This is a genomic window from Micromonospora acroterricola (assembly GCF_003172955.1).
Lineage (GTDB): Bacteria > Actinomycetota > Actinomycetes > Mycobacteriales > Micromonosporaceae > Micromonospora > Micromonospora acroterricola.
In genome coordinates this window covers 15328-29361 of sequence record NZ_QGKR01000133.1, presented here as the reverse complement: position 1 = coordinate 29361, position 14034 = coordinate 15328, and the positions used below count along the sequence as shown (strand labels likewise).

The window sequence follows — 14034 nt, the reverse complement described above, 5'->3', positions numbered from 1 at the left end:
CCACCACCCCGTCGGCCCCGACGGACCATTCGGTTGTCTGACGCCGCGGGTGGCCGGGTGCGGCTAGCCTGCGCACCATGAGCAACTCCGGGGACCAGCGGTCCGCCCACATCGTCGACGTGTTGACCGAGGAGTTCGGCGCGTCGATGGCGATCGACCCGGCCGCCTTCCGCCGCAAGTTCCGCAAGATGGCCGCGTCGCCCTTCGCCTTCTACCGGGGCAGCGCCGCCCTGTTCTACGCCGACCAGCTCGGCGACTTCGCCGACGACCGGTTCCTGGACGAGCGGACCAGCCGGGTGTGGATTCACGGTGACCTGCACGCGGAGAACTTCGGCACCTACATGAACGCCTCCGGGCAGCTGGTGTTCAACGTCAACGACTTCGACGAGGCGTACGTCGGGCCGTTCACCTGGGACCTGCGGCGGTTCGCGGCCAGCGTGGCGCTGCTCGGCTACGGCAAGGCACTCTCCGACAGGGTGATCGGCGACCTGGTGGCCGGCTTCGCCCGGTCGTACCTGACCGAGCTGCGGGCGATCGCCGCGGGCGGGGACGACGCGATCGGCTCGATCACGCTGGAGAACGCCGACGGGGTGCTGCGCCGGGTGCTCCAGCAGGCCCGGCTCAACACGCGGGTCGACCTGCTCGCCGAGCAGACCACCATCGACAACTACGAGCGGCGGTTCTCCGTCGGCGACGGGGTCTTCGAGATCGACGGGGACACCCGCGCCAAGGTCCTCGCCGCCTTCGAGGTGTACCTGGGCACGCTGCCCACCGCCTCGGCCCGGCTGCGCCCGGTGGCGGCACGCATCAAGGACGTGGTGCTGCGCAAGGGAGTGGGCATCGGCTCGGCCGGGCTGCCGTCGTACAACCTGCTGCTGGAGGGGCACACCCAGGCGCTGGAGAACGACGTCGTCATCTACATGAAGCAGGCGCAGGTGCCAGCGGTGGCCCGGTACGTCTCCGACGAGTCGGTCCGCGGCTACTTCCAGCACCAGGGCCACCGGACCGCCGAGTCGCAGCGGGCGTTGCAGGCGCACGCCGACCCGTGGCTGGGCTTCACCGAGCTGGACGGGGCCGGTCAGCTCGTCGCCGAGGTCTCCCCGTACGCCGCCGACCTGGACTGGTCGGACGTCAACGAGCCGGAGGAGCTGACCGGGGTGCTCGCCGACCTCGGCCGGGCGGTGGCCCGGATGCACTCGGTGGCGGACGACGAGTCCAGCCACGACCTGGTGGACTACTCCACCGAGGAGGCGATCGTGGCCGTGGTGGAGACCGACGAGCCGGGGTTCGTCGGCCACCTCGTGGACTTCGCGCACGCGTACGGGGTGCGGACGCGGCACGACCACCAGCTCTTCGTGGACCTGTTCCGCAACGGGCGGCTGCCCGGCATCTGACCGGGCGGCGGGCCGCTCAGGAGGCGAACTCCAGCACCACCTTGATGTCGCCCGGCCCGGCGGTGTACGCCTCGTCGTACCGCTCGACCGGCACGCGCCGGGTGAGCAGCGACTCGAGCCAGGACTGGTCGGCGCGGGCGAGCGCCTGTTCGGCCATGGTCCAGTGCCGCCGGTTGGCGTTGACCGAGCCGAAGACCACGTTGTTCTCGAGCACCAGCGCCCGGTTGAGCGCGCCGGCGTCGAAGTCGATGCTCCGGCCGCCGCTGGACACCCCGGCCAGGCAGACGATGCCGGTCGGCGCGGCCTTGCACATCACGTCGATGACCACCGTCGGGGCGCCGGTGCACTCGACCACCACGTCCGGCTCGAAGGGCAGGTCGTTGACCGCCACCGTGTGGTACGTGGCGCCGAGCGCGGCGACCAGCTCCGGCTTGGGCCCCGAGGTCGCCCGGTCCAGCACGTGGACGGCGAGCCCGCGCTGGGTGGCGAGCAGCGCGGCCAGCAGCCCGATGGGCCCGGCGCCGGTCACCAGGACCGTCTGCGGCTCCCACTCGGCCCGGTGCCCGATGCGCTCGATGTGGTCCCACGCCTTGGCCACCACGCTGGTCGGCTCCAGCAGCACGCCGACCCGCGCCAGCGCCGGGTCGAGCCCGACCGCGAACTGCGGCTCGATCCGCCAGCGGTCGCGGGCGAACCCGGGCAGCGCCTTGATGCCGTGCTCGGTGTACTGCCCGTTGCGGCACATGTCCCACTCGCCGACCGCGCAGTTGGGGCAGGGCACCGGGTCGGGATGCCGGACGATCCCGGCCACCAGGTCGCCGGGTTGCAGGGTGCCGCTCGGGTCCTCCAGCACCCGGCCCAACGACTCGTGCCCGATGACCAGCCGGTCCGCGCCGGGCGGCGCCTCGCCGTACTCCCCGGCGATGATCTCGTGGTCGGTGCCGCAGATGCCGACGGCCAGCGCCTCGACCAGGATCGCACCCTCCTCGGGCGCCGGCTCGGGCTGATCCTCGATGAGGCTCAGCGAGTTGGCGACTCTCGGGTTCACAGTCACAGCGCGCACGCCCCTCATCTTTCCCCGCCGACCGTCGCGCCGCCGGGCAAAGCCGGCAGATCGGCGGGCGCCGGTGGTGGACCCGCTGCTGGGAAGACCGCCTCCAATCTGTGTCGACATCCCTGGCCGACCAGTGGCAGGCGCGGCCGGGGCCAGTCCGGACTCCCCCTCGGCCCGACCGGCGACTCCGACGCAGGCCCTAGGATCAGCGGCATGACTCCCGAAGAGGTCGGCGCTCGACTGGTCGCGCTGCTCGCGCCCGTCGAGGCCACCCCGTCGGTCTCCGGCGGGCAGCGGTTCGCCCGGGCCACCGTCGACCTGCCGCCGGCGAGCTGGCCGGACGCGCTGCGCGCCGCCCGCGACGACGTCGAGCTGGCCTGCGACTTCTTCGACTGGCTCTCCGCGGTGGACGAGCTGGCCGAGGGCTTCGACGTGGTCGCGCACCTCTGGTCGACCCGGCTGCGGCACGGCGTGCTGCTGCGTACCCGGCTGCCCCGGGGCGCCGCCACGGTGGCCTCCGTGGTCGACATCTACCCGGGCGCCGGTTGGCACGAGCGGGAGACGCACGAGATGTTCGGCATCGACTTCGCCGGCCACGGGGAACTGCGACCGTTGCTACTGCCGCCGGAGTTCGAGGGCCATCCGCTGCGCAAGGAGTTCGTGCTCGCCTCCCGGGTGGCCAAGCCGTGGCCGGGCGCCAAGGAGCCGGGCGAGTCCGAGGCCGGCGGTGGCCGCCGACCGATCCGCCCGCCGGGTGTGCCCGCTCCGGGCGAGTGGGGGACCACACCCACCCCGGCCGGCGCCGGTGGAGTGGGGGAGGGTGCGCGCGGCGGCACCCCGGCCAGGCCGGCCGGTGAACGGCCCGCGCGGCCAGCCCCGGGGGCCCGTCCGGCGCGTACTCCCCGGCCTGACGGCACCGCCGACGGCCCGGACCGGCCCGACCGGCCCGCGCCCGACGCGGGCGGCGCCCAGCCCGCGGCGGACCAGCCGGTCTCTGGCGCGGGGTCGGGCGGTCCGGTCGCGGAGCCGCTGGCGCGCGGCGACCGGAGCGACGACGACGGGAGTACGGCCTGATGCCGCTCTGGGTGGAGCTGGTGCTGCGGGTGGGCGGCGTGCTCGTCGCGTTCCTCACCCTGCCGCTGCTGGTCGGGCAGGCCGAGCACAAGGTGATGGCGCACATGCAGGGCCGGCTCGGCCCGATGTACGCGGGCGGCTTCCACGGCTGGGCGCAGCTCGTGGCGGACGGGGTGAAGTTCGTGCAGAAGGAGGACATCACCCCCCGCGAGGCGGACCGGGCCGTGTTCCGGCTGGCGCCGGCGGTGGCGCTGGTGCCCTACCTGCTGGTGCTGCTGGTCATCCCGCTGGGCCCGAACGACCTGGTGGGGCAGCCACTCGACATCGGCCTGTTCTTCGTGCTGGCCGTGGTCGGCGTCGGGGTGGTGGCGGTGCTCATGTCGGCGTGGGCGTCGGCCAACAAGTACAGCCTGCTCGGTGGGCTGCGCGGCGCTGCCCAGCTGCTCGGCTACGAGCTGCCGCTGGTGCTGGCGGCCGCCTCGGTGGCGATGGCGGCGGGCACGCTCAGCCTCTCCGGCATCGTCGAGGCGTGGCAACCGTGGTGGCTGCTCTGGCAGGCCCCCGCGATGATCATCTTCTTCGTGGCGGGGCTGGCCGAGATCCGCCGGCCGCCGTTCGACATGCCGGTGGCCGACTCGGAGCTGGTCTTCGGGTACATGACCGAGTACACGGGGCTGCGGTTCGCGTTCTTCCTGCTCGCCGAGTACGTCGGCATCGTGGTGATCGCCGCGCTGACCACGGTGCTGTTCCTCGGCGGCTGGCAGGGCCCGTTCGCCGACGACCAGCTGGGCTGGCTCTGGACGCTGCTCAAGGTCTTCGCCGTGTCATTCGTGATCATCTGGCTGCGGGTGTCCTACCCCCGGCTGCGCGAGGACCAGCTCCAGCGCCTCTGCTGGCTGGTGCTGGTGCCGGCCTCCCTCGCACAGCTGGTCCTCACGGCGGCCGTCCGCATCGCGCTCTGACCCGCCTGACCCGCCGCTCTGACCTGCCGCTCTGACCCGCTTGATCGCGCTCGATCCTGGTTTTGGTGGTGTCGGCCGCGTGGGAGGCCACTGCATCCAGGATCGAGCGCGATCAACCGGTGTGTGGTCGACCGCCGCTCAGCGCAGCGGCGTGTGCGCGGGGCCGACCGGCTCGGCCGGGGGCGGTGGCGGCGTGCCGTCGCCGAAGGGGCGACCGCCCAGGGCTTCGCGACCGTGCGGGGTGACCCAGTTGGACAGGTCGGGGCCGAGCGGGACGATCCCGGTCGGGTTGATGTCCCGGTGCACCTCGTAGTAGTGCCGCTTGATGTGGTCGAAGTCGATGGTGTCGCCGAACCCCGGCGTCTGGAACAGGTCCCGGGCGTACGCCCAGAGCACCGGCATCTCGGTCAGCTTCTGCCGGTTGCACTTGAAGTGGCCGTGGTAGACCGGGTCGAAGCGGACCAGCGTCGTGAAGAGCCGCACGTCGGCCTCGGTGATCGTGTCGCCGACCAGGTAGCGCTGGTCGGTCAGCCGCTCGGTCAGCCAGTCCAGCCGGTCGAAGAGCCGGTGGTACGCCTTGTCGTACGCCTCCTGGCTGCCGGCGAAGCCGCACCGGTAGACGCCGTTGTTGACGTCCCGGAACACCGCATCGTTGACCTCGTCGATCTCCGCCCGCAGGTGCTCGGGGTAGAGCTGCGGAGCGCCCTCGCGGTGGTGGGCGCCCCACTGCGTGGACAGGTCGAGGCTCATCCGCGCGTAGTCGTTGGTCACCACCTCGCCGGTCGGCACGTCGACGATCGCCGGCACCGTGATGCCGCGCTCGTAGCCGGGGAAGCGCTTGAAGTACGCCTCCTGGATGCGCTCGATGCCGAGCACCGGGTCCCGGCCGCCCGGGTCGAGGTCGAAGGTCCAGCTCCGCGCGTCGTGGGTGGGGCCGGCCACCGCCATCGAGATGGCGTCCTCCAGGCCGAGCAGCCGCCGCACGATGATCAGACGGTTGGCCCAGGGACAGGCCCGGCTGACCACCAGCCGGTACCGGCCCGGCTCCACCGGGTACCCGTCCCGCCCGTCCGCCGTGATGCGCGTGGCGATGTACCGCTGGTCCCGGGTGAACTCGCCGCCCGGCTCGACGTACTTCCCGCCTGTTTCCTCGCCCACGTCGTCCTCCCGGTCGTTGCCGTCTCGGTCCCATCCTCGCTGATCTCGGGCGCACCGGCTCGCCGCCGCCCAACCTGGCCGCGCGCCCGAGCCGGTCGGCGCCGGACCCGCTCCGGCTACCCTGCCGGGATGACGGATGTGGAGGCCGCGGCCCGGCGGTTCATCGCCGACGTGTGGAACGCCCGCCGGGAGGAGTCGGCGTACGAGCTCATCGCCCAGGAGTGCCCGGGGCTGGGCGGCACCGGGCCGGAGGCGACGCTGGCCTGGCACCGCGAGCGGCGGGCGGCCTTTCCGGACCTGCGCTACAAGATCGTGGACGTGGTGGCGGCGGGCGAGCGGGTGGCCGTGCACTGGCGGGCGGCCGGCACCCAGGCGGGGCAGTTCGGGCCGGTGCCGGCGACCGGGCAGGTGGTCAGTTACTCCGGGGCCACGTTCCTGCGCTTCGACGCGGAGGGCCGGATCGTCGAGGTGTGGAGCTGCAACGAGCTGTTCCAGCTGCTCCAACAGCTCGGCGTCGAGATGCTTCCGCCCACCGGAGGCGTCGACGCGCCCGGGGCGTGATCCGCTGAGCCGCCGTGGACCCACGGGTGGTGGTCGCGCGCGTCGGGGCCACAGGGCAGGATGGTCGACATGAGCGACCCCAGCGAGCACGGCGGCAGCAGCGGGCACGGCCTGCCCGGCGCCGGCCTGGTGAAGGGCCTGGCGGTCACCCTCAAGACGATGACCAGCCGCTCGACCACCCAGCAGTACCCGGACGTCGCCCCCGAGCTGCCGCCGCGCTCGCGCGGCGTGATCGCGCTGTCCGAGGAGAACTGCACGGTCTGCATGCTCTGCGCCCGCGAGTGTCCGGACTGGTGCATCTACATCGACTCGCACAAGGAGGAGGTGGCGGTGCCCGGCGCCGCCCGCCCCCGCCAGCGCAACGTGCTCGACAAGTTCGACATCGACTTCTCGCTCTGCATGTACTGCGGCATCTGCGTCGAGGTCTGCCCGTTCGACGCGCTCTACTGGTCCCCCGAGTTCGAGTACGCCGAGTACGACATCAAGGACCTGCTGCACGACAAGGACCACCTGGGCCAGTGGATGGCCACCGTCCCGCCGCCTCCCGCGCACGACCCGAACGGCGAGCCGGCCAAGGAGGAGACCGCCGCCGCGCGCAAGGCGGCGGCCGCACGTCCGGCGCCATCGGCGGTACGCCCCGAGCCCGGCGCCGACGCGGGTTCCGCCTCGTGACCGCGCCACGTCGGGCGGCCCGAGCCGTGAGGGCGGCCCGGTGACCGGCGCGGATCTGCTGCTGCTCGCCCTCGGCGCGGTGGCGGTCGGTTCCGGCGTGCTGGTGGTGACCACGAAGCACCTGGTCCGGGCCGGCCTCTACCTGGTGGTCTGCCTGGGCGCGCTGGCCGGCGACTATCTCGTGCTCGGCGCCGAGCTGGTGGCCTGGGTGCAGGTGCTGATCTACGTGGGCGCGGTGGTGGTGCTGCTGCTGTTCGCGGTGATGCTGACCCGGGCGCCGATCGGCGCCTCGGACGACCTGGACCGGCCCGGCTGGCCGGCCGCGCTGATCGGCGGCGGCGCCGGGCTGGGGTTGACCGTCCTGCTGGTCGACGCGTACCGGTGGAGCACCGTCGCGGTGCCCGACGCGGGCACCGCGGAACGGCTGGGGGAGCAGATTTTCCGGTCGTGGGTGCTGCCGTTCGAGGTGCTCTCCGTGCTGCTGCTGTCGGCACTGGTGGGCGCGGTGGTGCTGTCCCGCCCGGACATCGGCCGCCGCCCCGGCCCGCCAGCGGACGGCGGGGCAGCGCGCGACAGGGTCGACGTGGATTCCGGGGGGAGCCGGTGAGGCCGGTCATCCCGTACGTCACCGCCGCGCTGCTGTTCGGCCTGGGCGTCTACGGCGTGCTGCGACGGCGCAACGCGGTGCTGGTGCTGATGGCGGTCGAGCTGATGCTCAACGCGATCAACCTGATCCTGGTCACCGCGGACACCACCGTCCGCGCCGTGCTGCCGCACTCCGGTCAGGTGTTCGCGCTCTTCGTCATCGTCCTCGCGGCCGCCGAGATCGGGGTGGGGCTCGCGATCGTCCTCCAGCTCTACCGGCTGCGCGCCAGCGTGGCGGTGGACGAGGTGCCGCTGACCGAACCCACCGATCCGCCGTCGGCCGCCGGCGCGCCGGAGCCGGCCGCCGCCGGCGGGAATCAGGAGGCGGGCCGGTGACCGGGCTGCTGGGGGCGCTGCTGCCCGCCGTACCGCTGGTCGCCGGGCTGCTCGGTCTCCTGCTGCCGCCGGCCCCACGCCACCCCACCACGCGTGCGGCGGGCGGCGACCGGGCCCGGCGGGCCGCCGTCGCTCTCGGGGTCACCGGCGCGGCGGGCGCGCTGGCGCTGGCCGTCGCGCTGCTGGTCACGGTCGACCGGCCGCGGGAGACGTCGACGACCTGGGTCGATCTCGGCGGGCTGACGGTGACCCTCGGTGTCCGGCTGGACGGGGCCGCCGCGCTGGTCGCGGTGGCGGTCGCCGCGGTCGCCCTGGCCGTGCAGGTCTACTCGATCGGCTACCTGCGACGCGGCCCGCACGACGACGTCGACGTCGACCACCGCTACCCGCCGTACGCCGCGCAGATCAGCCTCTTCACCGCCGCGATGCTGCTGGTGGTGGTCGCCGGCGACCTGGTCATGCTGCTGGTCGGCTGGGAGGTGATGGGCCTCTGCTCGTACCTGCTCATCGCCCACGACCGGCGGCTGCCGGGCGCGCCCGCCGCCGCGATGAAGGCGTTCCTGGTCACCCGGGTCGGTGACGTCGGTTTCCTGCTCGGCATCGCGCTGCTCGGGGTGTCGGCGGGCAGTTTCCGGATCGCCGACGTGCTCGCCCACGACCACTCCGGGGCCACCCTGACCGCCGCCGGTCTGCTGCTGCTGGCCGGGGTGGCCGGCAAGAGCGCCCAGTTCCCGCTGCACACCTGGCTGCCGGACGCGATGGCCGGCCCGACGCCCATCTCCGCGCTGATCCACGCCGCGACGATGGTCGCCGCCGGCGTGTACGCGGTGACCCGCCTCTACCCGCTGTTCACCGCCGCGCCGGTGACGCTGACCGTGCTGGGGGTGATCGGCTCGATCACCCTGCTGCTCGGCGCGCTCGCCGCCACCGCGCAGGACGACATCAAGCGGGTGCTGGCCTGGTCGACGGTCTCCCAGCTCGGCTACATGACGGGTGCGCTGGCGGTCGGGTCGCCGTCGGCGGCGCTGTTCCACCTGCTCACCCACGCCGCGTTCAAGGCGCTGCTGTTCCTCGCCGCCGGCGCGGTGATCCACGCGGTGGGCAGCACGCTGATGTCGGAGATGGGCGGGCTGCGCCGGAGCATGCCGGTGACCTTCTGGTGCACGGTGGTGGGGCTGGGCGCGCTGGCCGGGGTGCCGCCGCTGGCCGGCTTCTGGAGCAAGGACGGCGTGCTGACGGTCGCCGAGGCGGCCGCCCGGGAGGGCGCCGGCCCGGTCCCGTCGTGGGTCGGCTGGATGGTCTGGCTGGCGGGGCTGGCCGGCGTCGCGATCACCGCCTGGTACGCCGGCCGGCTGCTGCTGCGGGCCTTCTTCGGCGATGCCCGGCTGCCGCTGGTCCGGCCGCACGACCCGCCGGCGGTGCTGCGCTGGCCGGTGCTGCTGCTGGCGGTGCCGGCCGCGCTGCTCGGCCTGGCCGGGTTCCTGGGGGCGTTCGCCGACCGCCTGCGGTTCGCCACCGTGCCGGTGGCGGGCTCGGAGGATGGTCTGGTCCACCTCGGGCCGGGGCTGCTGCTGCCGCTGGCGCTGCTGCTGGTCGGCGCGGGGCTGGTGCTGCTGCGCTGGCGCCGGGACCGGGCCGCCGACCCGGCGGCCGCGCTGGGTCCGCTGCGGCCGGTCTTCGCCCGCGCGTTCCGGCTCGACGACGTCCAGCACGCCCTCGTGGTACGCCCCGTCCGGGCGCTGGCCCGCGCCACGCGGACCGGTGACGAGGTGGTGGTGGACGGCGCGGTGGAGGGCAGCGGGCGGGCCGCGTCCGGCCTGGGTGCGGGGCTGGCCGCGCTGCACCGGGCGGCGCTGCCCCGCGCCGCCGCCGGGGTGCTGGCCGGCGCGCTGCTGATCGGGCTGGCGGCCGCCCTGATCGGAGGAATCAGGTGAGTGCGAGGAGTGAGCCGGTGTTGCGAGCCCCGCAGTCGCGAACAGAGGCGTTCCGGTGAGTGCGAGGAGTGAGCCGGTGTTGCGAGCCCCGCAGTCGCGAACGGTGGTGATCAGATGAGTTTCGGGCAGGTGCTGCTGGTCGCCGTCCTGGCGCTGCCGACGCTGGGTGCGGTCGCGGTGGTCGCGACACCTCGGGACCGCGCCGCCCGGCTGGTCGGCACGGTCGCTGCGGCGTTGACCCTGCTGGCGGCGGTGCCGCTGGTGTTCGGCGACCGGAGCTGGTTCGCCTGGTCCGCCGGCGCGCCGGCGGTGCGTCCCTGGCACGAGCTGGACCTGCCCTGGGTGCCCGGCCTGGACCTGCGCTTCCACCTCGGCGTCGACGGCATCTCGTGGCCACTGGTGGTGCTGACCGCGCTGCTCACCCTGCTCTGCTGCGCGTACACGCTGTGGCGGGTGCCGGCCGGCGGCAGCGGCCGTGCCCTGGTCGCGTTGCTGCTGGTGGTCGAGGTGGGCATCCTGGGCACCTTCCTCGCCCTGGACCTGGTGCTGTTCTTCCTCTTCTTCGAGGTCGTCCTGCTGCCGATGTACGCGATCATCGCCGGCTGGGGTGGCGCGGAGCGGCGTCGGGCGGCCCGCAAGTTCGCGCTGTACACCCTGTTCGGCTCGGTGCTGCTGCTGGTCGGCGTGTACGTGGTGGTCGCCGCCGCTGGTACGGCCGACGTGGTGGCGCTGACCGGTGGCGGCGGGCTGTCCCGGGGCACTCAACTGGCCGCGTTCACCCTGCTCGCGCTCGCGTTCGCGGTGAAGAGCCCACTCTGGCCGCTGCACTCCTGGCTGCCCGACGCGCACACCCAGGCGCCCACGGTGGGCAGTGTCGTGCTGGCCGGGGTGCTGCTCAAGATGGGTACGTACGGCCTGATCCGGGTGGCGGTGGGCGTGGCGCCGGAGGGTGCCCGCTGGGCGGCGCCGGTGCTCGGCGTGCTGGCCGTCGCCGCCATTCTGGTCGGCTCGCTGGTCTGCCTGGCGCAGGACGAGGTCAAGCGGCTGATCGCGTACTCCAGCGTCGGGCACATGGGCTTCGTGCTGCTGGGCGTCGCCACGCTGACCGCCACCGGCATCCAGGCGGCGCTGATCGGCAACATCGCGCACGGCGTGATCACGGGGCTGCTGTTCTTCCTGGCCGGCGCCGTGAAGGACCGTACCGGCACGGGCAGCCTGTCCGAGCTGTCCGGGCTGCGGGAGACCGCGCCCCGGTTGGCCGGTCTGCTCGCGTTCGCGGCGATCGCGTCGCTCGGCCTGCCCGGTCTGGCCGGCTTCTGGGGGGAAGCGTTCGCGGTGATCGCGGCGATCCAGGTGGGCGGCCCGCTCTGGACCACCCTCGGGGTGCTGGCGGCGATCGGCGGGGCGCTCACCGCCGCGTACTTCCTGCGGTTGCTGCGCCGCGTCACCCACGGTCGGCCGAATCCGGCGGTCGGCCGGGTCGGTCCCGGCCTGGCCGGGGCAGAGCTGGGCGCGTGGGCGCCGCTGGTGCTGCTCGCGCTGGCCATCGGGTTGGTCCCGGCGCTGGTCCTCGGCGTCGCCGAGGCCCCGGTCGACGCCCTCGTGGGGGTGGTCTCCCCGTGAGCGCGAGGAGTGAGCCGGTTCTGCGAGCCCCGCAGTCGCGAACGAAGGTGGCTCCGTGAACGCGGTGCAGAGCGTGGACAGCGTGGCGCTGCTGCCGGCCTACCTGGCCGCCGGTACCGCCGTGCTCGTGCTGGTCACCGACCTGCTGCTGGCCCGGCCGCGTGCCACGATCGTGGTCGCGGCGCTCGGCGCGCTCGGCACCGCCGTCGGCGCCGCCGTGGTCGGCGCGGGTGGGGAACGGCGGACGTTCTGCGTCGGCCCCGACTGTTCGTGGATCTTCGGCGGTCGGGCGGCCCTGGTCGGCGCGGTGGTGGCGCTGCTCACCCTGGGCGTGCTCGGGCTGTCCGTGCCCGCGCTGCGCGCCGGGCGGTCACCGGTCGGGGAGTACTGCTTCCTGCTCGCCTGCTCGATGACCGGCGGTGTGGTGCTCGGCGCGGCCGGCGACCTGATCACCCTGATCGTCGCCCTGGAGACGCTGACCCTGCCGCTGTACGTGCTGGTGGGCCTGCGCCGGGGAAGCCTGGCCAGCGCCGAGGCGGCGGTCACCTTCTTCGTGGTGAGCGTGGTGGCCACCACGGTGACCCTGCTCGGTGCCGCGCTGCTGTACGCGGTGACCGGCACGCTGCACCTGGACCGTCTCGGCTCGTCGCTCGCCGAGCGGCCGGAGCTGCGGGACCTGCCGCTGACCACCGCCGCGGTGGCGTTGCTGCTGCTGGGGCTCGCCTTCAAGGTGGCGGCGGTGCCGTTCCACGCCTGGGCGCCGGCCACCTACGACGGCGCGCCGCTGCCGGTGGCCGCGTACCTGTCCACGGCGTCGAAGCTGGGCGGCGTCGTCGCGCTGCTCGCCGTGGTGCAGCGGGCACTGCCGGCCGACCAGACCGGCCCGGTGCTCGCCCTGCTCGCGGTGCTCACCATGACCGTCGGCAACCTGGTCGCCCTGCGCCAGCGGCGTACGGTCCGGCTACTCGCCTGGTCCTCGGTCGCGCAGGCCGGCTACATCCTCGCCCCGCTGGGCGCGTTGGCGCTGGCCGCCGGCCGCACGGGCGAGGCACGCGACGCCGCGTACGCCGCCGCCGTGGCGTACGCCGTCTTCTTCGTGGTCCTGGAGCTGGCCGCGTTCGCCGGGGTGACCGCGCTGCGGCCGGCGGGTGCCGACGGCGGCACCCTGGACGACCTGCGCGGCGCGGCCCGCCGGCACCCGTGGCGTGGCGCGGCGTTCGGTCTCGCGCTGGTCGGTCTGGCCGGTCTGCCGCCCGGGCTGGCCGGGCTGTTCGCGAAGGTGACCGTGGTCCGCGCGCTGCTGGACGGCGGCGCCGCCTGGCTGGCGCTGGTGGTGGCGGTGAACGCGGTGATCGGTCTCGCGTACTACCTGCGTGTGACCGCCGCCCTCTGGGCGCCGACGGCCGAACCGGCGGCGCCGGCAGCGGCGCTTCCGGGTGGCGCGGCGGCCGTACCACTGGTGGGTGTGGTGGGCGTGGTGCTGGCGGTGGCGACGGTGGCTGCCGTGGTGCTCGGTGTCGCCCCGCAGATGGTGCTCGACCTGGCCGGTCGCTGACCGACCTGCGTTCCGGCCGACGGGGCCCGTCTCAGGCAACTCTCAGCGTTGAGACGGATGGTTGGCGGGTACCGGGTTGTTACACCGGTCAGCGGATCCCGGCGATCCGTGCACCGAAGGAGTGATCGTGCACCACAACCGTCTGAAGACCGCCGCGCTGCTCGGCCTTCTCACCGCTCTGATCCTCGCGGTGGGCTACGGGTTCGGCGGCAGTGGCGGACTGGTCATCGCCGTCCTCGTGTCACTGGTCATGAACGGCATTTCCTACTTCTTCTCCGACAAGCTCGCGCTGCGCTCGATGCGGGCGCAACCGGTCAGCGAGGCGGAGTTCCCCGAGCTGTACCGGATGGTACGGGAGTTGGCGGCCGAGGCCCGGCAGCCGATGCCGCGTCTCTACGTCAGCCCGACCTCGCAGCCCAACGCGTTCGCCACGGGCCGTAACCCGCAGCACGCGGCGGTCTGCGTGACCCAGGGCATCACCGAGATCCTCGACTACCGCGAGCTGCGCGGTGTGATCGGGCACGAGCTGTCGCACGTCTACAACCGCGACATCCTGATCTCCAGCGTGGCGGCCGGCCTGGCCGGCATCATCACCTTCCTGGCGAACATCGCCTTCTTCATCCCGCTGGGCGGTGGCGACGACGAGGACCGGCCGAACCCGGCCGTGCTGCTGCTGACCCTGATCCTGGGGCCGATCGCGGCCACCGTCATCCAGTTGGCGATCAGCCGGAGCCGCGAGTTCCAGGCCGACGCCTCGGGCGCCGAGTTGAGTCGTGACCCGCTGGCTCTCGCGAGCGCACTTCGCAAGATCGACGCGGTGGCCCGACGCCGGCCGTTGCCGGCACAGGGCCAGCTCACCAGCACCGCCCACCTCATGATCGCCAACCCGTTCCGGGGCGGCGGCGTGGCGGCGCTCTTCTCCACCCACCCGAAGATGGAGGACCGGGTCGCCCGGCTGGAGCAGATCGCCGCCAACGCGGGGCCCGTGCAGTTCCAGCGCTGACCCGCTGATCACCACCTCCGCCCGCACCCGGTCCCCATCGGGTGCGGGCGGAGTGCTGTGTCC

General features: G+C 73.6%; 12 protein-coding genes and 1 pseudogene. 11 read left to right on the top strand and 2 right to left on the bottom strand.

Annotated features, from left to right (window positions below; all coding sequences use genetic code 11):
• Positions 1–77 precede the first annotated feature (77 nt).
• Entirely contained in the window at positions 78–1394 is a 1317-nt protein-coding gene (locus DKT68_RS05685) for a DUF2252 domain-containing protein (RefSeq protein WP_109816366.1), read from the top strand.
• A gap of 16 nt (positions 1395–1410) precedes the next feature.
• Here the strand turns inward: DKT68_RS05685 and DKT68_RS05680 are convergent, their stop codons facing one another.
• On the bottom strand, positions 1411–2457 hold the full coding sequence (locus DKT68_RS05680; protein ID WP_201748918.1) for a glucose 1-dehydrogenase: 1047 nt from the start codon (positions 2455–2457) through the stop codon (positions 1411–1413).
• A gap of 204 nt (positions 2458–2661) precedes the next feature.
• On the opposite strand from DKT68_RS05680, the pseudogene DKT68_RS05675 reads away from it, so the two are divergent.
• Positions 2662–3258 (top strand): annotated as a pseudogene (locus DKT68_RS05675) (NADH-quinone oxidoreductase subunit C); the annotation flags it as partial.
• 263 nt (positions 3259–3521) lie between these two features.
• Complete coding sequence (locus DKT68_RS05670; protein WP_109816363.1) at positions 3522–4484, top strand: complex I subunit 1/NuoH family protein; 963 nt, start codon at positions 3522–3524, stop codon at positions 4482–4484.
• A gap of 138 nt (positions 4485–4622) precedes the next feature.
• Here the strand turns inward: DKT68_RS05670 and DKT68_RS05665 are convergent, their stop codons facing one another.
• The gene (locus DKT68_RS05665; protein WP_109816362.1) at positions 4623–5642 is read right to left on the bottom strand and encodes a glutathione S-transferase family protein; all 1020 of its coding nucleotides are present in this window, start codon (positions 5640–5642) and stop codon (positions 4623–4625) included.
• Between the two features lie 129 nt (positions 5643–5771).
• Between DKT68_RS05665 and DKT68_RS05660 the strand changes: the two genes are divergently transcribed.
• The 8 genes from DKT68_RS05660 to htpX all read left to right on the top strand — a co-directional run bounded on the left by DKT68_RS05660 (position 5772) and on the right by htpX (position 13971).
• Positions 5772–6203 (top strand): ester cyclase, encoded by a 432-nt coding sequence (locus DKT68_RS05660; RefSeq protein ID WP_109816361.1) that lies wholly within the window; start codon positions 5772–5774, stop codon positions 6201–6203.
• Positions 6204–6272: 69 nt separating this feature from the next.
• Positions 6273–6875 (top strand): NuoI/complex I 23 kDa subunit family protein, encoded by a 603-nt coding sequence (locus tag DKT68_RS05655; protein ID WP_407940692.1) that lies wholly within the window; start codon positions 6273–6275, stop codon positions 6873–6875.
• Positions 6876–6915: 40 nt separating this feature from the next.
• Positions 6916–7482, top strand: a complete 567-nt coding sequence (locus tag DKT68_RS05650; RefSeq protein ID WP_109816359.1) for an NADH-quinone oxidoreductase subunit J family protein — start codon at positions 6916–6918, stop codon at positions 7480–7482.
• Positions 7479–7856 (top strand): NADH-quinone oxidoreductase subunit NuoK, encoded by a 378-nt coding sequence (gene nuoK / locus DKT68_RS05645; RefSeq protein ID WP_109816358.1) that lies wholly within the window; start codon positions 7479–7481, stop codon positions 7854–7856. The genes DKT68_RS05650 and nuoK overlap by 4 nt, the downstream gene beginning before the upstream one ends.
• The gene (locus DKT68_RS05640; RefSeq protein ID WP_109816357.1) at positions 7853–9790 is read left to right on the top strand and encodes an NADH-quinone oxidoreductase subunit 5 family protein; all 1938 of its coding nucleotides are present in this window, start codon (positions 7853–7855) and stop codon (positions 9788–9790) included. Before nuoK ends, DKT68_RS05640 begins: the two co-directional genes overlap by 4 nt.
• A 114-nt stretch (positions 9791–9904) precedes the next feature.
• A complete protein-coding gene (locus DKT68_RS05635) occupies positions 9905–11413 on the top strand; it encodes a complex I subunit 4 family protein (protein WP_109816356.1) in 1509 nt (502 codons plus the stop codon).
• 55 nt (positions 11414–11468) lie between these two features.
• Positions 11469–12968, top strand: coding sequence for an NADH-quinone oxidoreductase subunit N (locus DKT68_RS05630; protein WP_109816355.1), 1500 nt, complete (start codon positions 11469–11471; stop codon positions 12966–12968).
• A gap of 127 nt (positions 12969–13095) precedes the next feature.
• A complete protein-coding gene (gene htpX, locus DKT68_RS05625) occupies positions 13096–13971 on the top strand; it encodes a zinc metalloprotease HtpX (protein WP_109816367.1) in 876 nt (291 codons plus the stop codon).
• Positions 13972–14034: the final 63 nt, after the last annotated feature.

Bases quoted from the DNA above. Each gene is read 5' to 3' on its own strand.
- DKT68_RS05635 (WP_109816356.1), top strand. From the start codon at position 9,905: ATGAGTTTCGGGCAGGTGCTGCTGGTCGCCGTCCTGGCGCTGCCGACG.
- DKT68_RS05685 (WP_109816366.1), top strand. From the start codon at position 78: ATGAGCAACTCCGGGGACCAGCGGTCCGCCCACATCGTCGACGTGTTG.
- DKT68_RS05655 (WP_407940692.1), top strand. From the start codon at position 6,273: ATGAGCGACCCCAGCGAGCACGGCGGCAGCAGCGGGCACGGCCTGCCC.
- DKT68_RS05660 (WP_109816361.1), top strand. From the start codon at position 5,772: ATGACGGATGTGGAGGCCGCGGCCCGGCGGTTCATCGCCGACGTGTGG.
- DKT68_RS05670 (WP_109816363.1), top strand. From the start codon at position 3,522: ATGCCGCTCTGGGTGGAGCTGGTGCTGCGGGTGGGCGGCGTGCTCGTC.